At 67.4% G+C, this 19964-nt stretch carries 19 protein-coding genes; 9 read left to right on the plus strand and 10 right to left on the minus strand.

Translation table 11 applies throughout. From position 1 onward, the window contains the following. Window positions 1–130: 130 nt before the first annotated feature. Together QRN21_RS12250 and QRN21_RS12255 are read left to right on the plus strand one after the other, a co-directional pair. Window positions 131–1603 (plus strand): ABC transporter permease, encoded by a 1473-nt coding sequence (locus QRN21_RS12250; RefSeq protein ID WP_285364243.1) that lies wholly within the window; start codon window positions 131–133, stop codon window positions 1601–1603. A gap of 40 nt (window positions 1604–1643) precedes the next feature. Continuing rightward, window positions 1644–2369 (plus strand): ABC transporter ATP-binding protein, encoded by a 726-nt coding sequence (locus tag QRN21_RS12255; protein WP_082586682.1) that lies wholly within the window; start codon window positions 1644–1646, stop codon window positions 2367–2369. 56 nt (window positions 2370–2425) lie between these two features. On the opposite strand, the gene gnd is transcribed toward QRN21_RS12255, so the two are convergent. Together gnd and QRN21_RS12265 are read right to left on the minus strand one after the other, a co-directional pair. Further along, the gene (gene gnd / locus QRN21_RS12260) at window positions 2426–3874 is read right to left on the minus strand and encodes an NADP-dependent phosphogluconate dehydrogenase (RefSeq protein ID WP_053097041.1); all 1449 of its coding nucleotides are present in this window, start codon (window positions 3872–3874) and stop codon (window positions 2426–2428) included. Window positions 3875–3971: 97 nt separating this feature from the next. Continuing rightward, complete coding sequence (locus QRN21_RS12265; protein WP_256381367.1) at window positions 3972–4097, minus strand: hypothetical protein; 126 nt, start codon at window positions 4095–4097, stop codon at window positions 3972–3974. A gap of 222 nt (window positions 4098–4319) precedes the next feature. Here QRN21_RS12265 and QRN21_RS12270 point away from each other — a divergent pair, with 222 nt between their 5' ends. Together QRN21_RS12270 and pth are read left to right on the plus strand one after the other, a co-directional pair. Next, complete coding sequence (locus QRN21_RS12270) at window positions 4320–4928, plus strand: 50S ribosomal protein L25/general stress protein Ctc (RefSeq protein WP_053097039.1); 609 nt, start codon at window positions 4320–4322, stop codon at window positions 4926–4928. A 120-nt stretch (window positions 4929–5048) separates the two neighbouring features. Continuing rightward, a complete protein-coding gene (gene pth, locus QRN21_RS12275; RefSeq protein ID WP_053097037.1) occupies window positions 5049–5630 on the plus strand; it encodes an aminoacyl-tRNA hydrolase in 582 nt (193 codons plus the stop codon). Between the two features lie 35 nt (window positions 5631–5665). On the opposite strand, the gene QRN21_RS12280 is transcribed toward pth, so the two are convergent. The 8 genes from QRN21_RS12280 to sdhC all read right to left on the minus strand — a co-directional run bounded on the left by QRN21_RS12280 (window position 5666) and on the right by sdhC (window position 13129). Then, window positions 5666–6397: a hypothetical protein gene (locus QRN21_RS12280; RefSeq protein ID WP_285364244.1), complete on the minus strand. Its 732-nt coding sequence runs from the start codon at window positions 6395–6397 to the stop codon at window positions 5666–5668. 24 nt (window positions 6398–6421) lie between these two features. Then, entirely contained in the window at window positions 6422–7426 is a 1005-nt protein-coding gene (gene trpS, locus QRN21_RS12285; protein WP_072591541.1) for a tryptophan--tRNA ligase, read from the minus strand. 77 nt (window positions 7427–7503) lie between these two features. Continuing rightward, window positions 7504–8346 carry an exodeoxyribonuclease III gene (locus tag QRN21_RS12290; RefSeq protein ID WP_072591540.1) on the minus strand — a complete coding sequence of 281 codons (843 nt, stop codon included), beginning with the start codon at window positions 8344–8346 and terminating at the stop codon, window positions 7504–7506. Window positions 8347–8355: 9 nt separating this feature from the next. Beyond that, window positions 8356–9558, minus strand: coding sequence for a YihY/virulence factor BrkB family protein (locus QRN21_RS12295; RefSeq protein ID WP_056280051.1), 1203 nt, complete (start codon window positions 9556–9558; stop codon window positions 8356–8358). Window positions 9559–9635: 77 nt separating this feature from the next. Beyond that, window positions 9636–10403, minus strand: a complete 768-nt coding sequence (locus tag QRN21_RS12300) for a succinate dehydrogenase iron-sulfur subunit (RefSeq protein WP_053097029.1) — start codon at window positions 10401–10403, stop codon at window positions 9636–9638. Between the two features lie 2 nt (window positions 10404–10405). Beyond that, entirely contained in the window at window positions 10406–12232 is a 1827-nt protein-coding gene (gene sdhA, locus QRN21_RS12305; RefSeq protein WP_053097027.1) for a succinate dehydrogenase flavoprotein subunit, read from the minus strand. 19 nt (window positions 12233–12251) lie between these two features. Further along, the gene (locus QRN21_RS12310) at window positions 12252–12695 is read right to left on the minus strand and encodes a succinate dehydrogenase hydrophobic membrane anchor subunit (protein ID WP_053097025.1); all 444 of its coding nucleotides are present in this window, start codon (window positions 12693–12695) and stop codon (window positions 12252–12254) included. Next, entirely contained in the window at window positions 12695–13129 is a 435-nt protein-coding gene (gene sdhC / locus QRN21_RS12315; protein ID WP_072591539.1) for a succinate dehydrogenase, cytochrome b556 subunit, read from the minus strand. The genes QRN21_RS12310 and sdhC overlap by 1 nt, the downstream gene beginning before the upstream one ends. 179 nt (window positions 13130–13308) lie before the next feature. Between sdhC and QRN21_RS12320 the strand changes: the two genes are divergently transcribed. The 5 genes from QRN21_RS12320 to QRN21_RS12340 all read left to right on the plus strand — a co-directional run bounded on the left by QRN21_RS12320 (window position 13309) and on the right by QRN21_RS12340 (window position 19959). After that, window positions 13309–14424, plus strand: a complete 1116-nt coding sequence (locus tag QRN21_RS12320; protein ID WP_053097023.1) for a mannose-1-phosphate guanylyltransferase — start codon at window positions 13309–13311, stop codon at window positions 14422–14424. A gap of 147 nt (window positions 14425–14571) precedes the next feature. Further along, entirely contained in the window at window positions 14572–15684 is a 1113-nt protein-coding gene (locus QRN21_RS12325; protein WP_053097021.1) for a BMP family lipoprotein, read from the plus strand. Between the two features lie 161 nt (window positions 15685–15845). After that, window positions 15846–17360, plus strand: a complete 1515-nt coding sequence (locus tag QRN21_RS12330; protein WP_053097019.1) for an ABC transporter ATP-binding protein — start codon at window positions 15846–15848, stop codon at window positions 17358–17360. Then, the gene (locus QRN21_RS12335) at window positions 17357–18676 is read left to right on the plus strand and encodes an ABC transporter permease (protein WP_053097017.1); all 1320 of its coding nucleotides are present in this window, start codon (window positions 17357–17359) and stop codon (window positions 18674–18676) included. The genes QRN21_RS12330 and QRN21_RS12335 overlap by 4 nt, the downstream gene beginning before the upstream one ends. Further along, window positions 18673–19959 carry an ABC transporter permease gene (locus QRN21_RS12340; protein WP_056280054.1) on the plus strand — a complete coding sequence of 429 codons (1287 nt, stop codon included), beginning with the start codon at window positions 18673–18675 and terminating at the stop codon, window positions 19957–19959. Before QRN21_RS12335 ends, QRN21_RS12340 begins: the two co-directional genes overlap by 4 nt. The last annotated feature ends 5 nt before the right edge of the window (window positions 19960–19964 follow it).

The following is a 19964-nucleotide window of genomic DNA, read 5'->3' on the forward strand; positions in this document are numbered from 1 at the left end:
TATGGAGTGCGCTATGCGTCGCCTGTGAGAAAGCACCCATAGCCTTCTCATCATCGGTCCCTCGATCTCGCAAAAGTCCGGTCTTTAGCGTCGACATCGGCCCCGCGAACGGCGCGGCAGAAGGAGACACATGTACGGGACATATCTACGGCGCGAGTTGGCGGGCCGCAAGAAGCAGACGATGATCGTCGCGATCGGACTCGCGATCGCGATCGCCCTGGTGATCATCGTGAACGCCCTCACGGCAGGAGTTCGGGATGCGCAGGCGCAGGCGCTGGAATCGGTGTACGGCGTGGGCACCGACCTCACGGTCACCGGTGCCGCGGTGGAACCGGGGGAGGGCGGCGGGCAGCGCTTCGACTTCGGCTCGGAGGACGGCGCGACAGAGGGCGACACGACCACACTGAGCCAGTCGACTCTCATGACGGACTTCATGCGCGGCACGCTCGACGCGTCCGTGCTCGACACGGTGACCTCGACGGATGGGGTGACGGCGGCATCCGCTGCTCTCAGCCTCACGAACTCGACGTTCTCGGGCGAGCTGCCGAGCGGCGGGTTCGGTGAGCAGGACGCCACGACAGAGGGCACTGCGCCGGCCGAGGGTCAGGCGCCGCCGCAAGGTGGAGCGGGTGGCACGGGTGGCGGCTCGTTCGGCGTCGATTCATTCACCGTGCTCGGCATCGACCCGGCCGTGACGTCAGTGGGTCCGCTCGCCTCGGTCGAGGTCGGCGATGGCCGGGCTCTCGACACGGATGACGCCGGGGCACTCGTCGCGCTCGTCGACGCGACCTACGCGACCACGAACGAGATCGCCGTCGGCGACACCATCGACGTCGCAGGCTCCGATGTGGAGATCGTGGGGATCGTGGCTTCCACCGCGGACTCCGCCGACACCGCTGCCGACGTCTATCTGCCCCTCGACACGGCGCAGGATCTCTCCGGCGCCGGAGACGTCGTCTCCACGGTGTACGTGCAGGCCGAGTCGGCATCGTCGATCGACACGGTGCAGGCGGCCCTCGCAGAAGAGCTGCCCGACGCGACGATCACCTCGCAGTCCGAGCTCGCCGCCACCGTCTCCGGTTCGCTGTCCAGTGCCACGTCGCTGATCACGAACCTCGGCACCTGGCTGTCGATCATCGTGCTCGCCGTGGCCGTGCTGCTCTCGGTGCTGCTGACGCTGTCCGGCGTCTCGCGCCGCACCCGCGAGTTCGGCACGCTCAAGGCGATCGGCTGGTCGAACGGTCGCGTCGTGCGCCAGGTCGCGGGCGAGTCGATGGTCCAGGGGCTGATCGGTGGCGTCGTGGGGCTCGCACTCGGCATCGCCGGCATCGTTGTGATCGATCTCGTGAAGCCGACCGTCGCGGCTGCTGCCGCGAGCACCGCGGAAGGTGGCCCCGGCGGGATGGGCGGCGGGCCCACCGGAGGTGGCGACATGTTCCAGACGCAACAGGCGGCCGACATCGTGCTGCACGCACCGTTCACACCGTGGGTGCTGGTCGCCGCGGTCGGCCTCGCCGTGCTCGGCGGTCTCGTGGCAGGAGCATTCGGAGGCTGGCGCGCGGCCCGCCTCAGCCCGGCAGAGGCACTGCGCTCCGTCGCCTGACGGACCCTCGATCACCCATCGCACGACAAGGAGATACGACATGACCATCGCAGACATCGCCCCTTCCGCGAGCGGCACGGATGCCGCGGCGCCGCTGTACCGCGCGCAGGGTGTCACTCGCACGTACACGCAGAAGGGACGCACGGTGAAGGCGCTCACGGGGGTCGACCTCACGATCCTTCCCGGTGAGTTCGTCACCATCCAGGGGCCGACCGGAGGGGGCAAGTCGACTCTCCTGCAGATGCTGGGCGCGCTCGACAAGCCCTCCTCCGGCTCGTTGAAGCTCGGTGACATCGAGCTGGCGTCGGCATCCGCGAGGGAGCTCAGCCGCATCCGTGCCCAAGAGATCGGCTTCGTGTTCCAAGGGTTCAACCTCATCCCCACGCTGACGGCGGCCGAGAACGTGGACATGGCCCTCGAGCCCACCGACCTGAGCCGGACCGAACGGACGGCTCGCGTCGCCGAGGCTCTCGCTCACGTCGGGCTCGCCGACCGCGGCGACCACCTGCCCACCGAGCTGTCGGGCGGTCAGCAGCAGCGTGTGGCGATCGCGCGGGCGATCGTGAAGCGACCCCGCGTGCTGCTCGCGGACGAGCCCACAGGCAACCTCGACGAGAGCATGCGCGATGAGATCCTCACGCTGCTCCAGGGGCTGTGCGCGGAAGGGATCACCATGATCGTCGTCACTCACGACTCGGCGGTGGCGCGCCGGGCCACCAGACGCCTTCGGCTGGCGAAGGGCACGGTGCAGGACATCACCCGGTGAGACATGACGAAGGCCCCGGCGGAATCGCCGGGGCCTTCGTCATGTCTGCGACGCGCTCAGTGCGTGTCTTCGGCTTCGATCTCGGTGCGGTCGCCCGACCACTGCGTGTGGAAGGTGCCCGGCTTGTCGATGCGCTTGTAGGTGTGCGCCCCGAAGAAGTCGCGCTGGCCCTGCACGAGGGCTGCGGGGAGGCGGTCGGCGCGGATGCCGTCGTAGTACGACAGCGACGACGAGAACGCCGGAGCCGGGATGCCGGCCTGTGCCGCCGCGACCACGACGCGACGCCACGGCGCCTGAGCGCGCGTGATCGCCTCGGTGAAGTACGGAGCCGTCAGCAGCACGGGAAGACCGGGCTCTGCCGCGTATGCGTCGGCGATGCGGTTGAGGAACTGCGCACGGATGATGCAGCCGCCGCGCCAGATCTTGCTGATGGCGCCCAGGTCGATGTTCCAGCCGTATTCGGCAGCGCCGGCGCGGATCTCGTCGAAGCCCTGCGAGTACGCGACGATCTTCGATGCGTAGAGCGCGAGACGGACGTCCTCGATGAAAGCGGCCTCGTCGGCGACGACGAACTCCTCGTCCGGGCCCGGGAGGGCTCCGGCGACCTCGCGCTGCTCGGGGTGCGACGACAGCGAGCGGGCGAACGTGGCCTCGGCGATGCCGGAGACGGGAACGCCGAGCGACAGCGCGGTCTGGACAGTCCACGCTCCGGTGCCCTTGGCTCCGGCCTGGTCGAGGATGACGTCGACGAGCGGCTTGCCGGTCTCGGCATCGACCTGGCGCAGCACCTCTGCGGTGATCTCGATCAGGTACGACTCGAGCTCGCCCTTGTTCCATTCGGCGAAGATCTCGGCGATCTCGGCGGGCGACTTGCCCGTGCCGCGGCGGATGAGGTCATAGGCCTCGGCGATGAGCTGCATGTCGGCGTACTCGATGCCGTTGTGCACCATCTTGACGAAGTGTCCGGCACCGTCGTGTCCGACGTGCGTGACGCACGGCTCGCCCTCGGCGATCGCGGCGATCGACTTGAGGATCGGGCCGAGGGTGATCCACGACTCGTCCGAGCCGCCGGGCATGATCGACGGGCCCGTGAGTGCGCCCTCCTCGCCGCCCGAGATCCCGGCGCCGACGAAGTTGATTCCGGTCTCACGGACCGCCTTCTCGCGGCGGATCGTGTCGGGGAAGTACGCGTTGCCGCCGTCGACGATGATGTCGCCCGGCTCGAAGACCTCGACCAGCGAGTCGATCACGGCGTCCGTCGGGCCGCCGGCCTTGACCATGATGATCGCGGTGCGCGGCTTCTGCAGCGAGTCGGCGAACTCCTGGTAGGTCTGGGCGGGGATGAAGCCGGCCTCAGGGTGATCGGAGACGAGCGTCGCGGTCTTCTCGTAGCTGCGGTTGAAGATCGCCACCGTGTTGCCCTCGCGGCTGGCGAGGTTGCGGGCGAGGTTCGAACCCATGACGGCGAGTCCGACGACTCCGATGTTCGCTGATGCTTCGGGCACAGATGGCTCCTAGATCGAGAAGAAGGGGATGCTCCCAGATTATCGCGGCGTCCGGGGTGGTGCTCCCGTGTGACGGGTGGTGACGGACGCGAGGAGGTCAGTCCTTGCGGTATCCCGAGCGCCCCAGGGAGAACAGGGCCGCGAAGGTGAAGCCTGCGGCGCACACGGTCATCGCGCCGATGAGCCAGGCGATCGCGTGGGAGAAGAAGACGCCGTCGAGCATGAGAGAACTCCGTGTTCTGCAGAGAGGGGATCGGTGTTCTCAGCCTACCGGCTCATCCGGTACCATGAGAGGAGTACCTCGGCGAGGGATGCTTCTGCGCGTGCGCTGGCATCCGTTATCGACGCGGCGAAGCAAGCCGGTGGCTTTCCTCACGTGTCTGCGTTCGAGAACAATTCCAAGACCACCGCGTAGCTGTCGCTGCGTGCCCCGAAGGAGAACCCCATGTCTGAAGACACCAAGGTCAAGGCCGAGCTCCGCGAGAGCTTCGGCAAGGGCTTCGCCCGTCGTCTGCGCGCCGCAGGCAAGATCCCCGCCGTGATCTACGGCCACGGCACCGACCCGGTGCACGTCGCACTGCCCGGCCACCAGGTCTCGCTGATCATCCGCCGTGCGAACGCTCTGCTCGAGCTCGACATCGACGGCAAGGACCAGCTCGCCCTCGTCAAGGACGTCCAGCGCGACCCGGTGCACCAGATCATCGAGCACATCGACCTGCTCGTCGTCCGCAAGGGCGAGAAGGTCACGATCGACGTTCCCGTCGTCGTCACCGGAGAGTCGGCTCCCGGAACGATCGTCAACCAGGACGCGAACACGCTGTCGATCGAGGCCGAGGCCACGCATCTTCCGCAGAACGTCGAGGTCTCGGTCGAGGGTCTCGAGGACGGCACGCACATCACCGCCGCCGAGGTCAAGCTCCCCAAGGGCTCGACGCTGCTGACCGACCCCGAGGTTCTCGTCGTCGCGATCTCGATCCCGGCCGAGGAGTCGCTCGAAGAGGACGAGGCCGGCGCCGACGAGGCTGCCGCCGAGGAGGCTCCCGCCGCGGAGTGATCTCCGCAGGCGCAGCGCACAGCTGACTGCAACACAGAGGGGGCGCGAGCATATCGCGCCCCCTCTGTCGTATTCTGACCCGGGCACCGCGAAGGGCCCGCATTCCGAGAGGACGACCACATGGCATCCACCTGGCTCGTGGTGGGACTCGGCAACCCCGGCCCCCGATACGCGGATACGCGTCACAACATCGGCCAGATGGTCGTCGATGAGCTCGCCTCACGCCGCGGCGAGAACTTTCGGGAGCACAAGGGCGGCGCGCGCGTCGTCGAGACCTGGCTGCGCCCGGGCGGCGACAAGCTCGTGCTCGCCAAGCCGAACACGTTCATGAACGTGTCCGGGACGCCGGTCGCCGCCCTGGCGCGGTTCTACTCGGTGCCGCCGGAGCAGATCATCGTCGTCCACGATGAGCTCGACATCCCGTTCGACACCGTCAAGCTCAAGATCGGCGGAGGCCACGGCGGGCACAACGGCGTCCGAGACATCGCCCGTGCCATCACCACTCCGGATTTCCCGCGGGTGCGGGTCGGCATCGGTCGACCGATGGGGCGCCAGGACCCCGCGGACTGGGTGCTCTCGCCGTTCGGCAAGGACGAGCGCGCGAACCTGCCCATCCTCGTGTCCGACGCGGCGGACGCGGTCGAGCTGCTCGTCGAGGACGGACTGCTCGCCGCTCAGCAGAAGCACCACGCTCCACGGTGAGAGACGGGGCGGTGCACCCGTCGCGTGCCCCGCGGCTACGGCAGGAAGCCGGTCGCCGTTCCCGTCGACAGTGTCACCAGCAGCACGACCCAGAAGATGATCGGGCCGAGCACGGCGACCACGAGGGCGGCGATGCCCGCACCGCGCGCCCGCTTCTTGCGAATGGCGATGATGCCGATGACGATGGCGGCGATGCCGAGGATGGTCCCCGTCCAGAACGAGATCTCCGCCCACAGGACTTGGTCCCTCGCGGGAGAGAGGATCGACAGGAAGTCCGGTGCCGTCGTGTCGAGACCGCCCGGAAGACGACGTCCGATCTCGAAGCCCATGATGCCGGCGACGATCGGTGTGACCACGGCTGCCACGATCGCCAGGACCAGAGCCAGGATGCCGAGCAGCCCTGACTTCTTCTCCGCGATCACCGGTGCCTGGTATGCGCCGGCGGGCGCTGCGTAGCCTCCGACCGGAACCTGGTAGGCGCCGGGAGGAGCCGCCTGCGGTGCGGGAGCGCCCTGGTACGAGGGCGGAGCACCCTGATAGGCCGGGGGAGCGCCCTGATAGGCCGGGGGAGCGCTCTGGTATGCGGGCGGCGCACCCTGATACGCCGGGGGAGCGCTCTGGTATGCGGGCGGCACCGGGGGAGTCGACGCGTACGCAGCGGGCGCTGGCGGCACGGGCGGCGCGAACTGCTGCTGCTCGTCGGCCGATCGGGGCGCGGGAGGCACAGGAGGGACGGCACCGGACGGGGGCTGCTGCGGATCAGTCACGCCCCCATCCTATGGCTGGCCAGGTCAGACGCGACGAAGCAGTCCGACCCGGTCGTAGACCGCTCCGAGAGTGGCGTCGGCGACGGCATCCGCACGCGCGGCGTTCTGCGCGAGGATCCGATCGAGTTCAGCAGGGTCGTCGAGCAGCTCGAGCGCGCGGGCACGCACCGGCTCGAACTCGTTCACGACGACCTCGGCGAGTCCCTTCTTGAAGTCCCCGTAACCGCGGCCCGCGTACTCATCTTCGATCGCCGGAACCTGACGTCCCGACAGCGCGGCGTAGATGGTCAGCAGGTTGGACACGCCGGGCTTGGTGTCGCGGTCGAAGCGCACCGATCCTTCGTTGTCCGTGACGGCCCGCATGATCTTCTTCGCCGACTTCGCCGGGTCGTCGAGCATCCAGAGGACTCCCGCATCGCTCTCGGCGGACTTCGACATCTTCGACGTCGGGTTCTGCAGGTCGTAGATGCGCGCCGTGTCCTTCTGGATCACGGGGCGGGGCACGACGAACGTGTCCCCGAAACGGGAATTGAAGCGCTCGGCGAGGTCGCGGGTCAGCTCGACGTGCTGCTTCTGGTCGTCGCCGACCGGCACGACATCGGTCTGATACAGCAGGATGTCAGCTGCCATCAGCACCGGGTAGGTGAAGAGACCGACGCTGGTGGCATCCGCTCCGTAGCGCGCTGACTTGTCCTTGAACTGCGTCATGCGACCGGCTTCTCCGAAACCGGTGATCGTCGACAGGATCCAGGCCAGCTCGGCGTGCGCGCGGACGTGAGACTGCACGTAGAGCGTCGAGAGGGAGGGCTCGATGCCGGCGGCGATGTACTGAGCAGCGGTGCGGCGGGTCTTCTCGCGCAGCTCGGCGGGATCCTGTGCGACGGTGAGCGCATGCAGATCGACGACGGAGAAGTATGCGTCGTACGAGCTCTGCAGATCCCGCCACTGCAGGAGCGCTCCGATGTAATTGCCGATCTGAAGCGAGTCGGCGGAGGGCTGCATTCCTGAGTAAAGGCGAGGTTTCGTCACGACATCAATCCTAGGCGGCGCCGGTCGTGCCGGACCGCGCGAACCGGGTCCGTCCGAACCCGGGCGCCGCCTGCTGTTCAGTAGGTGTAATCGACGACCACCGGAGCATGGTCGCTCCAGCGCTCGTCATAGGCGGCCGCGCGGGCGACGTGATAGGCAGTGACCCGTTCGGCGAGAGCCGGAGTGGCGAGGTGGTAGTCGATGCGCCACCCGGAATCGTTGTCGAACGCCTGCCCGCGCATCGACCACCAGGTGTACGGCCCCTCGACCTCGCCGTGGAACACCCGGCCCACGTCGACCCAGCCGAGACCGGTGCCGGTCGAGCCGTCGACGCCCTCGACGGTCTCACCCGCCGCTCCGAGGAATCTGTCGAAGTACGCCCGCTCACGGGGCAGGAATCCCGCCTTCTTGCGGTTGCCGCGCCAGTTCTTGATGTCGAGTTCGCGGTGGCCCACGTTCAGGTCCCCGGTGACGAGCGCGAGTGCCCCGTCGTCCGCGCCGAGCTCCGCCAGCCGGTCACCGAACGCGTCGAGGAACTTCCACTTCTCCTCCTGCTTCGGAGTGTCGGCCTCGCCGCTGTGTACGTAAGCGCTCACGACCGTGAGAGGGCGGTCGCCGATGAGGAAGTCCGCTTCGATCCAGCGACCCTTCGAGTCGAAGTCGGCATCGCCGAAGTCGGTGCGCGAGGCGAGAGCCGGCAGCCGGCTGGCGATGGCCACGCCGGCGCGACCCTTGGCGGTCGCCTCGTCGTGCACGAACGTCCATCCGGGCAAGGCCGCTTCGAGATGCTCGTCCTGGCCGCGGACCTCCTGCAGAGTGAGGACGTCGACGTCTGCCGCGTCGAGCCACGCGCTCATGCCATTGCGAGCCGCCGCTCGGATCCCGTTGACATTGACCGTGGCGATTCGCAGATGAGGCATGGTTCCAGCCTAACGAGCGCCACCGACATCGCGTGTCCGCTGCAGCTCGGCCAGCAGCCGCTGCGCGAGTGGCGACGCGGTGTCGACGGGCGGGGGCGCGGACGCCTCCAGCTCCGCCAGTTCCCGCTCCGCCGCCTGCACGGCTCGACGCGCGCCCCATACGCCGTACCAGGGTGCGGTGTCGCGTGCCGCGTGCGCGTCGCGGACGCGGATGCGGGCGGCCATGAGCAGGGTCTCATGCTCGACGATCCGACGCTCGGCCTCGGACTGAGCCAGCAGCGGCAGATCCCGGTCCTGGGCGGCGACGGCGATCCATGACGATGCCACGAGCATCACCACCCCGTTCACCCGGAACCACAGCAGCAGGCCGATGAAGATCGCGAACGTCGCCAGAAGCGGGTTGGAGGGCGTGTAGCTGAGGAGGAATCCTGCACCGTACTGCAGCACCGTCATCGCGGCGCCGCCGAGGATCGCGCCGGGCCAGATCGTGCGCCAGTGGAGCGTCGTCCCCGTGAGGAAGCGCACCATCGCGGCCAGAGCGGCGGACATCAGGACGAACGACACGATGACCGTGCCGATGCGGATGCTGAGGTTCAGCCCGTCGGATCCCGAGTCCCAGCCGAGGAGGCTCAGGAGCCAGCTCAGCATCGCCGCACTGGCGGAGCTGAGGATCGACCCCACGATGAGCGAGACGCCGAAGATCAGCGCGGCGAGAAGATCCCGAGCCTTGAGGATCACGTAGCTGCGAGTGTCCGGGGGGAGGCCGAAGATGTCCCTCGTGGCGCGACGTGAGAAGGTCACCCACCCGATCGCGGTCCAGATCACCGTGCCGAGGGCGATGAGACCTGTCACTCCCAGGAGGCTGGCCGTGCTCGCGGCGATCTCCTTCACCTGATCCGGGGTGAACACCCCGCCCTGATCGAGGATCAGATTGGGAACGTAGCTGTTGATGATGACGATCAGACCGTCGACCGCCTCCGTGCTGCCACCGAGCCAGATGCCGATGATGGCGAAGGCGAGGTACACAGCCGCGAAGATCGCGAAGAGGGCCTGATAGCTCACCCCGGCAGCGAGAAGGAATCCGTTGTGCTGCAGGAAATGACGCCAGACACGCACGGGGAACAGGCCCAGAGTGCGCTGGGTCAGAGCGGTCGCCCTCTCCACGGCCGCGTCCAGGCGACCGGGCTCGGGGGCGGCGTGGTGTTCGGACACGTCCTCACCCTATCCAAGCGACGAGAACGGGCGGGCACCCATCAAGGTGCCCGCCCGTTCTCAGGTCGGCGACGGTGTCAGGGACGACCGCGCAGGACCGCCTGCTTGACCTCGGCGATGGCCTTCGTGACCTCGATGCCGCGGGGGCACGCCTCGGAGCAGTTGAAGGTCGTGCGGCAGCGCCAGACGCCCTCCTTGTCGTTGAGGATGTCGAGACGGACCGCAGCGTTGTCGTCGCGGGAGTCGAAGATGAACCGATGCGCGTTCACGATCGCCGCCGGTCCGAAGTACTGTCCGTCGGTCCAGAAGACCGGGCACGACGAGGTGCATGCGGCGCACAGGATGCACTTGGTGGTGTCATCGAAGATCTCGCGATCGGCGATGCTCTGGACGCGCTCCTTGCCCTTCTCGGGCACCGAGTTCGCGACGAGGAACGGCTGCACCTCGCGGTACGACGCGAAGAAAGGCTCCATGTCGACGACGAGGTCCTTCTCGAGAGGCAGACCCTTGATCGCCTCGACGTAGATCGGCTTCGAGATGTCGAGATCCTTGATCAGCGTCTTGCAGGCGAGGCGGTTACGGCCGTTGATGCGCATGGCGTCGGAGCCGCAGATGCCGTGGGCGCACGAGCGCCGGAACGTCAGCGACCCGTCGACCTCCCACTTGATCTTGTGCAGTGCGTCGAGGACGCGGTCCGTGGAGTAGAGCTCCACGTCGTAGTCGACCCAGTGCGGCTCGGAGTCGATCTCCGGATCGAACCGGCGGATGTTGAACGTGACGATGAAGGACTGGATGCCCGTCTCCTCCGTCGTGTCCGCGGGAGCTTCGGCGATGGCGTTCGACATGCTCAGTACTTCCTCTCCATCGGCGGGTAGTTCAACTCGCCCTGCTCGTTCTTCGTGAAGACGACCGGCTTCCAGTCGAGCTTGATGTGATCGCTCGGAGTGGAGGAGTGCGGGTCACCCGTCAGGTAGGCCATCGTGTGCTGCATGTACTTCTCGTCGTCACGCGTGGGGAAGTCGTCGCGCATGTGGCCGCCACGGCTCTCCTCACGGTTCTGGGCCGCGTAGACGACGACCTCCGCGATGTCGAGGAGGAAGCCGAGCTCGACAGCCTCGAGCAGGTCGGTGTTGAACCGCTTGCCCTTGTCGTCGACGTGCACGTTCTTGTAGCGATCGCGCAGCTCGGCGATCACGCCGAGGACGTGCTCGAGCGAGTCGTGCGTGCGGAACACCTGCGCGCCCTTGTCCATCTCGTCCTGGAGCGCCTTGCGCAGGACGGCGATGCGCTCGGTTCCCTGGTTGTTGCGCAGGCCCTCGAGCATGTCGGAGACGAATGCCGCGGGGTTCTCGGGCAGCGGCACGAACTCGGCGGTCTTGACGTACTCCACCGCGTTGCGTCCTGCGCGCTTGCCGAACACGTTGATGTCGAGCAGCGAGTTGGTTCCGAGCCGGTTGGCGCCGTGCACCGAGACGCACGCGCATTCGCCGGCCGCGTAGAGGCCGGGCACGACGGTGGTGTTGTCGGCGAGCACCTCGGCGGCGTTGTTGGTGGGGATGCCGCCCATCGCGTAGTGCGCGGTCGGCATGACCGGAACCGGCTCCACGACCGGGTCGACGCCGAGGTACGTGCGTGCGAACTCGGTGATGTCGGGCAGCTTGGTCTCGAGGACCTCTGCGCCGAGGTGGGTGCAATCGAGCAGCACGTAGTCCTTGTGCGGGCCGGCACCGCGGCCCTCCGCGACCTCCTGGACCATGCAGCGCGCGACGATGTCACGAGGCGCGAGGTCCTTGATGGTCGGAGCGTAGCGCTCCATGAAGCGCTCGCCCGATGCGTTGCGCAGGATCGCGCCCTCGCCTCGCGCTCCCTCGGTGAGGAGGATGCCGAGGCCGGCGAGACCTGTCGGGTGGAACTGGAAGAACTCGAGGTCCTCGAGGGGGAGGCCCTTGCGCCAGACGATGCCGACTCCGTCACCCGTCAGGGTGTGGGCGTTGGAGGTCGTCTTGAAGATCTTGCCGAAGCCGCCGGTCGCGAAGATCACGGCCTTGGCCTGGAACACGTGCAGCTCGCCCGTCGAGAGGTCGTAGGCGACGACGCCTGAGACCTGGGTCTTGCCGTCGGCATCCTTCACCGTGAGCAGATCGAGCACGTAGAACTCGTTGAAGAAGTTGATGCCGAGCTTGACGCAGTTCTGGAAGAGCGTCTGCAGGATCATGTGGCCGGTGCGGTCAGCGGCGTAGCAGGCCCGGCGTACCGGGGTCTTGCCGTGCTCGGCGGTGTGGCCGCCGAATCGACGCTGATCGATCTTGCCCTCGGGCGTGCGGTTGAAGGGGAGACCCATGTTCTCGAGGTCGATGACCGCGTCGATCGCCTCCTTGGCGAGGATCTCCGCCGCATCCTGGTCGACGAGGTAGTCGCCGCCCTTGACCGTGTCGAAGGTGTGCCACTCCCAGCTGTCCTCCTCGACGTTGGCCAGCGCCGCCGCCATGCCGCCCTGCGCCGCACCCGTGTGCGAGCGAGTGGGGTAGAGCTTGGAGATGACCGCGGTCTTCGCGCCGGAGCCGGCCTCGATGGCCGCTCGCATGCCGGCGCCGCCGGCGCCCACGATGACGATGTCGAACTGGTGGTAATGCACGCCGTCGCGCACGACGGAATCCTGGGTCTCGGTAGTCACTTCTCGTATGCCTTCTCTTCTACTTGCCCAGCGTCTGGCACTGTTCCCACAGTGTGCTCGACTCGGTCACGCCGAGGCACGGGTCGAAGGTGAAGACGACCAGGGTGCCGAGGATGATGAGCAGCGCCGCGGCCAGGCCGAGGGCCCAGGTCAGCGCCTTGCGAGCGGTGTTGTTCGTCACGTAGTCGTTGACGATCGTGCGCATGCCGTTGGCGCCGTGGATCAGTGCCAGCCACAGCATCAGGACGTCCCACCACTGCCAGAACGGCGTGGCGAACTTGCCCGCGATGAACGCGAAGTCGAGGGCATGGATGCCCTCGCCGACCATCAGGTTGATGAAGAGGTGGCCGAAGATCAGCACGACGAGCACGACGCCCGAGGCGCGCATGAACACCCAGCCCCACTTCTCGAGGTTGAAGCCGCGCTGACGGCGGATGGGCGCGGCGACGGTCTGAGCGGCCATCAGTGTCCTCCTCCGAAGCCGGCGAACGCGAGCATCAGGTGACGCGGCACGAAGCCGGCCATGATGATGCCCCAGACGAGGAGCACGCCCCAGAACAGCTGACGCTGGTACTTCGCGCCCTTCGACCAGAAGTCGACGGCGATGATGCGGAGGCCGTTCATCGCGTGGAACACGATGCCTGCGACCAGCACGACCTCGCCGAGGGCCATGATCGGGTTCTTGTAGGTTCCGATGACCGCGTTGTAGGCCTCGGGCGACACCCTGATGAGTGCAGTGTCGAGCACATGCACCAACAGGAAGAAGAAGATGGCGACTCCGGTGATGCGGTGAAGCACCCACGACCACATGCCCTCGCGACCCCGGTAGAGGGTGCCGCGCGGCGTCTTGGAAGTGGTTTCCGAAATCGACGGTGTCAAGCGAGCGCTTGTGGACACGGTCGTCCTCCCTGGATCGATGTGACTCGGTCGCGTGCGATGCGTCTTCCAAGCGTGAGCCTGCTGTCGTCAGGCACGGCCGATCGGACACCATCCTATTCCCGTGTGACGGGTGCGGGCGACGAAGGCGAGCCTAAGTGTCTCGATGTCGAGAGGTTTCGTCGGGATACCCTGACTCTGTGAGCGAACCTATCGAGGACTTCTACGCCGTCATTCCCGCCGGCGGCATCGGCAGCAGGCTGTGGCCTCTGTCCCGCGCGGACGCGCCGAAATTCCTGCACGACCTGACCGGCTCGGGGCACTCGCTGCTCCGGGACACCTGGGACCGGCTCGAGCCACTGGCCGGCGCCGATCGCATCGCCGTCGTCACCGGCCGGGCTCACCGGGCGGCGGTAGAGGCCGAACTGCCCGGAATACCGGATCTGAACGTCTTCCTCGAGTCCGAGCCGCGGGAGTCCGCCGCTGCGATCGGCCTCGCCGCGGCGATCCTGCACCGCCGTGATCCCGACGTCATCATCGGATCCTTCAGCGCCGACCATGTGATCCGCGGCACGCGGGTGTTCGAGTTTGCCGTGCGCGACGCCGTGGAGGTCGCGCGCGAGGGGTACATCTGCACGATCGGCATCTCGCCGACCGAGCCGGCCGTCGGCTTCGGCTACATCAAGAAGGGGCCGGAGCTGGTCGTCGACGGCGCGCGCGAGGCAGCCCTCGTCGAGAGCTTCGTGGAGAAGCCCGACCTCGCCACGGCTCAGGCGTACATCGCGGATCGCGGCTACCTCTGGAACGCGGGCATGTTCATCGCGAAGGCGAGCGTCCTCCTCGACGAACTCGCGGCCAACGAGCCGGAACTCCACGCCGGCCTGATCGAACTCGCCGAAGCCTGGGATGATCGCGATCGTCGGGGGTCTGCGGTCGATCGCATCTGGCCGGGACTGAAGAAGATCGCGATCGACTATGCGGTGGCCGAGCCGGCGGCACGTCGCGGACGCCTCGCGGTCGTGCCAGGACACTTCGACTGGGACGACGTCGGGGACTTCGCCTCCCTCACCAAGCTCATCACGAACGGGCGCAAGAACGATCTGGCCGTGCTCGGCCCGAACGCCAGGGTGCTCTCCGACGCGGCCAGCGGCATCCTGGTCAGTCAGACATCGAGGGTGATCAGCCTCGTGGGCGTGCAGGACATCGTCGTGGTCGACACACCGGACGCTCTGCTCGTGACGACGGTGCAGCACGCGCAGCGCGTGAAGGGCGTGGTGGAGTCCCTGAAGCTGACCGGACGGGGCGACGTGCTCTGATGAGCAGGGGTCGCCGCTCATCGGCTGTCTTGGTTTCAGGTTTGTAACCATTCGTCAGCGCCTCGCCCTCGCACGTGCACAAAAGTCGAAACACTAGGTAACTTTGAGCGATCCGCGAGGGCCGCGGCACCGTTCAGGAGGCATGAGTTGACCATCTCCACCACCAAGAAGCTGCTCGGCGCAACCATCGCCGCTGGCGTCGTCTTCGCACTCGCCGGCTGCGGCCAGGCTCCGACCGAATCGGGCGGCACCGGCGGCGGCGAGGCTGAGTCCGACTTCCTTCCCTGCCTCGTCTCGGACGCGGGCGGCTGGAACGACAAGTCGTTCAACCAGTCCGCCAAGGAGGGCATGGACCGTGCCGCTGACGAGCTCGGCGTCAAGCCGCTCGAGTTCGAGTCGGCCAACGACAACGACTACGCGCCCAACCTCGAGACCGCCGTCTCGGAAGGCTGCTCGCTCATCGTCGCCGTCGGCTTCAAGCTGTCGGCCGCGACCGTCGAGTCGGCGCTGGCGAACCCCGAGATCAACTACGCGATCATCGACGACTACGCGGACAACGACTTCGACGGCACCACCGATGCCCCGAACATCAAGCCCCTCGTCTTCGACACCGCTCAGGCCGCCTACCTCGGCGGATACGCCGCTGCCGGCTGGTCGGCTGAGTCCGGCGTGAACAAGGTCGGCACCTTCGGCGGAATGCAGATCCCGTCGGTCGCCGTGTTCATGGACGGCTTCCAGCTCGGTGTCGAGAAGTACAACGAGGACAAGTCGGGCGCCGTCGAGGTCTTCGGCTGGGACACCGCCACGCAGAAGGGCTCGTTCACCGGTGGCTTCGACGCCAACGACACGGCCAAGCAGACCGCTCAGGGCGTGCTCGACCAGGGCGTCGACGTCATCCTTCCCGTCGGCGGACCGATCTACCAGAGCGCTGCGGCCGCTATCGCGGACAGCGGCAAGGACACGCTCCTCGTCGGTGTCGACAGCGACCTCGCCGTCGCCGATGAGAGCGTGGCGGACGTCACCCTCTTCTCGATCATGAAGGCCATCGACGTCGCGGTCGAGGATGCGACGATCGCCGCGTCCGAGGGCGACTTCGACCCGGCTCCCTACGTCGGCACGCTCGAGAACGAGGGTGTGAAGCTCTCGGGCTTCGGTTCCTTCGAGGGTGACCTGCCCGACGGACTGCTCGACGAGATCTCGGCTCTGCAGGAGCAGATCATCGCCGGCGACATCACGGTGGAGTCCCCGAACTCCCCGTAATTCATCGAGTTCCAGCGCGGGGCGAGTGGTGCACGTGGCCACTCGCCCCGCGCCGTGGACGGACCATGACGACTGTTCACGGTGCATCCGGGTGATCCCCGTGCGATGCGCCGGAGATTCTTCGGACTCCTCTGGATGACACTTCTGGATAAGGTGCAGATATGAAGCTCGAACTTCGCGGTATCACCAAGCGGTTCGGAACCCTGGTGGCCAACGACCACATCGACCTGGTGGTCGAACCGGGTCAGATCCATGCGCTGCTCGGTGAGAACGGCGCAGGCAAGTCCACCCTGATGAACGTGCTCTACGGCCTCTATCAGGCCGACGAGGGCGAGATCCTCCTGGACGACGTCGTCCAGCGGTTCCGAGGCCCCGGCGACGCCATGAACGCCGGCATCGGAATGGTGCACCAGCACTTCATGCTCGTCCCCGTCTTCACGGTCGCCGAGAACGTGATGCTCGGCCACGAGCAGACCAAGGGACTCGGCACCCTCGACATCACGAAGGCGCGTGAGCACGTCCGCGCCGTCGCCGCCCGCTTCGGCTTCGACATCGACCCCGACGCGATCGTGGGCGACCTGCCCGTCGGCGTGCAGCAGCGGGTCGAGATCATCAAGGCGCTCTCGCGCGACGCGAAGGTCCTGGTCTTCGACGAGCCCACCGCCGTGCTCACGCCGCAGGAGACCGACGAGCTGATGGGCATCATGCGTCAGCTCCGCGACGAGGGCACGGCCATCGTCTTCATCACCCACAAGCTCCGCGAGGTGCGCGAGGTCGCCGACACCATCACGATCGTCCGCCTCGGCAAGATCGTCGGCGAGGCGTCGCCGTCCGCGACCAACGCGGAGCTCGCCTCCCTCATGGTCGGACGCGCCGTCGAGCTGACGGTGCACAAGGATCCGCCGCGGCTCGGCGAAGGCGGCCTCGAGGTCTCGGGGCTCCGGGTGCTCACCGCCGCGGGAGCGATCGTCGTCGACGGCGTTGACTTCTCCGTGCGACCCGGCGAGGTGCTCGCCGTCGCCGGCGTGCAGGGCAACGGTCAGACCGAGCTGGTCGAGGCCATCGTCGGCCTCGCGGCGAGGGTCGAGGGATCGATCACCCTCGGCGGCGCGGAACTGGTCGGCAAGAGCGTGCGGGGCATCCTCGACGCCGGTGTCGGCTTCGTTCCGGAGGACCGCACGGAGGACGGGCTCGTGGCCGGGTTCTCGGTGGCGGAGAACCTGATCCTCGACCGCACGGGCGACGCCGACTTCAGCCGTGGTGGAACCATCCGCCGTGCCGCGCTCGACGACTTCGCCCGGGCGCGGATCAGCGAGTACGACATCCGGACCCAGGGACCGCACACGCCGGCCGGCACGCTCTCGGGCGGAAACCAGCAGAAGGTCGTGATCGCCCGCGAGATGAGTCGCGAGCTGAAGCTGCTCGTGGCTGCGCAGCCGACCCGCGGAGTCGATGTCGGCTCCATCGAGTTCATCCACAAGCGGATCATCGAGACCAGGGATGCGGGAATCCCCGTGGTCGTCGTCTCGACCGAGCTCGATGAGGTCGCGGCTCTCGCCGACCGCATCGCGGTCATGTACAGAGGCACCATCGTCGGGATCGTTCCCGGCGACACCCCGCGCGAGACGCTGGGACTGATGATGGCGGGCGCCGCCGAGGGAGAGGTGGCCGCATGAGCGGTATCACGCCACAGGGGAGTGGACCGGCGGGCGACGTGTCCGGCGACCAGCTCTCGCTGAACACGACCACGACGCAGCGCGACACGGGTGACGTCCCGCCGCCGCCGCGCGGCAACGTGATCCTCAAGGAGATGCTCCGCGGCAGCGCCGTCACGACGATCCTCGCGATCTTCCTCGCGCTGGTGGTCGGCGGCATCCTCATCGCCTTCACCAACGAAGACGTGATCGAGGCCTCCGGGTACTTCTTCTCGCGTCCGACCGACACGATCGCCGCCGCATGGAACGCCGTCTACAACGGCTATGAGGCGCTGTTCCGCGGAGCGATCTTCAACGCACGAGGTGCGGACTTCGCCGCTCAGATCCGTCCGCTGACCAATACTCTCGGATTCGCCGCGCCGCTGATCGCCGCCGGTCTCGGTGTCGCCCTCGCGTTCCGCGTCGGTCTGTTCAACATCGGTGCCCGCGGCCAGATGCTGATCGGCGTCGCCGCGGCAGGACTCCTCACGTTCCAGCTCGACCTGCCGTTCTGGCTGCACATCCCCGTGACGCTGATCGCCGGCATCGCCGGTGGTGCGCTGTGGGGGGCGATCGCCGGTCTGCTGAAGGCACGCACGGGCGCCCACGAGGTCATCCTCACGATCATGCTCAACTATGTGGCGTACTACCTGCTGCTGTGGATGATCCGCACCCCCGGACTGCTCCAGAAGCCCGGAACGAACCAGGCGCTCGGCTATGCCACTCCTGAGAGCGCGCAGTTCCCCTCGCTCCTCGGCCCGCAGTTCCCTCTGCTCGACCTCGGATTCGTGATCGTCATCATCGCGACCCTGTTCGTCTGGTGGCTGATCGAGCGCTCCTCCCTCGGCATGCGGATGCGCGCCGTGGGCGAGAACCCGCACGCCGCGCGTGCGGCAGGCATCAGCGTCCAGCGCGTCTACGTCTACGCCATGCTCCTCGCCGGTGGTCTCGCCGGTCTCGCGGGCATGAACCAGGTGCAGGGCGCCGTCACGACCGGCATCACCGAGACGATCGACGCCGGCATCGGCTTCGACGCCATCACGGTCGCACTGCTCGGCCGCAGTCGCGCCTGGGGCACGTTCGCGGCCGGCATCCTGTTCGGCGCACTGAAGGCAGGCTCGTTCTCGATGCAGGCTCAGGACATCCCGGTCGACATCGTGCTCGTCGTGCAGTCGCTCGTCGTGCTGTTCATCGCAGCGCCGCCGCTGCTGCGCACGGTGTTCTTCCTTCCCAAGACCGACGCGGAGAAGGCGGCCAAGGCGAGAGCCAAAGCCGCGAAGAAGGCGGTGACCGCATGACCTCCCTCGTCCAGAGCGAAGCCGCCGACGGAACCGTGCAGCTCGCCACCGTGCGCGAGCGGCACCTGAAGGCGCCGATCGTCCTCGCCGCAGCCACGGTGCTGCTGGCGCTCCTCTTCCTGCTCGTGCCTCGCAGCGGCACCAGCAGCTTCCGGCTGAACGACCCGTCGTCGCCATTCGCACTGCCCGATATCGCTCTGCCGACCGGGCCGACCAGCTGGGTCGTGATCGTGATCCTCGCGCTGCTGTCGGTGCTCGCGTTCCTTCGGGCGTGGTCGTATCGCAAGCCGTCGATCTGGCTGGTGATCGCGTTCAGCGTGCTCGCCGTCTTCGGGTTCCTCGTCTGGGCGGGCGCGGGTGGACTCGTGCCCGTCAGCAGCCTGCTCTTCGGAGCCGTCTCGCTCTCCGTCCCGCTCGTGTTCGGCGCGCTCGGCGGCGTCATCGGCGAGCGCGCGGGTGTGGTCAACGTCGCGATCGAGGGTCAGCTCCTGCTCGGAGCGTTCGCGGCCGCTCTGCTCTCGAGCGTCACGGGCAGCCCGTTCGTCGGACTCCTCGGAGCGATGCTGGGCGGCGTGCTCGTCGCCGCGGTGCTGGCCGCATTCGCGATCAAGTACCTCGTCGAGCAGGTCATCGTCGGTGTCGTGCTCAACGTGCTCGTCAGTGGGCTCACCGGATTCCTCTACGGCGCACTGCTCGCGCCGAACGAGGCCGCACTCAACACGCCGGTGCGCTTCAGCCGCATCGAGATCCCGCTGCTGAGCGACATCCCGATCATCGGCCCGGTGCTCTTCAATCAGACCTTCATCGTGTACCTGATGTTCATCACCGTCGCGATCGTCGCCTGGGGGCTCTACCGCACCAAGTGGGGACTCCGCGTCCGTGCGGTCGGCGAGCACCCGCAGGCCGCGGACACGGTCGGCATCAAGGTCAATGCGACCCGGTTCTGGAATGTGCTGCTCGCGGGCGCGATCGCCGGAATCGGTGGAGCGTACTTCACGCTGGTCTCGGTGCCGCAGTTCGGCAAGGACATGACCGCCGGCCTCGGCTTCATCGCCCTCGCCGCGGTGATCTTCGGCCGGTGGGATCCGATCCGCGCGACGCTCGCGGCGCTGCTGTTCGGCTTCGCCACGAACCTGCAGAACCTGCTGTCGATCCTCAAGACCCCCATCCCCGGCGAGTTCATGCTGATGCTCCCGTATGTCGTGACGCTGCTCGCGGTCGCCGGCTTCGCCGGTCAGATCCGCGGTCCGGCAGCCAGCGGCAAGCCGTACATCAAGTCCTAGGAGAG

Origin of the sequence: Microbacterium sp. LMC-P-041, from assembly GCF_030209555.1 — a bacterium.
Taxonomy (GTDB): Bacteria; Actinomycetota; Actinomycetes; order Actinomycetales; family Microbacteriaceae; genus Microbacterium.

Excerpts from the sequence above, each read along its gene's own strand:
- QRN21_RS12250 (WP_285364243.1), top strand. The coding sequence starts at position 131 with ATGTACGGGACATATCTACGGCGCGAGTTGGCGGGCCGCAAGAAGCAG.
- QRN21_RS12255 (WP_082586682.1), top strand. The coding sequence starts at position 1,644 with ATGACCATCGCAGACATCGCCCCTTCCGCGAGCGGCACGGATGCCGCG.
- QRN21_RS12265 (WP_256381367.1), bottom strand. The coding sequence starts at position 4,097 with ATGCTCGACGGCGTCTTCTTCTCCCACGCGATCGCCTGGCTCATCGGC.
- QRN21_RS12270 (WP_053097039.1), top strand. The coding sequence starts at position 4,320 with ATGTCTGAAGACACCAAGGTCAAGGCCGAGCTCCGCGAGAGCTTCGGC.
- pth (WP_053097037.1), top strand. The coding sequence starts at position 5,049 with ATGGCATCCACCTGGCTCGTGGTGGGACTCGGCAACCCCGGCCCCCGA.
- QRN21_RS12290 (WP_072591540.1), bottom strand. The coding sequence starts at position 8,346 with ATGCCTCATCTGCGAATCGCCACGGTCAATGTCAACGGGATCCGAGCG.
- QRN21_RS12300 (WP_053097029.1), bottom strand. The coding sequence starts at position 10,403 with ATGTCGAACGCCATCGCCGAAGCTCCCGCGGACACGACGGAGGAGACG.
- QRN21_RS12310 (WP_053097025.1), bottom strand. The coding sequence starts at position 12,695 with ATGGCCGCTCAGACCGTCGCCGCGCCCATCCGCCGTCAGCGCGGCTTC.
- QRN21_RS12330 (WP_053097019.1), top strand. The coding sequence starts at position 15,846 with ATGAAGCTCGAACTTCGCGGTATCACCAAGCGGTTCGGAACCCTGGTG.
- QRN21_RS12335 (WP_053097017.1), top strand. The coding sequence starts at position 17,357 with ATGAGCGGTATCACGCCACAGGGGAGTGGACCGGCGGGCGACGTGTCC.
- QRN21_RS12340 (WP_056280054.1), top strand. The coding sequence starts at position 18,673 with ATGACCTCCCTCGTCCAGAGCGAAGCCGCCGACGGAACCGTGCAGCTC.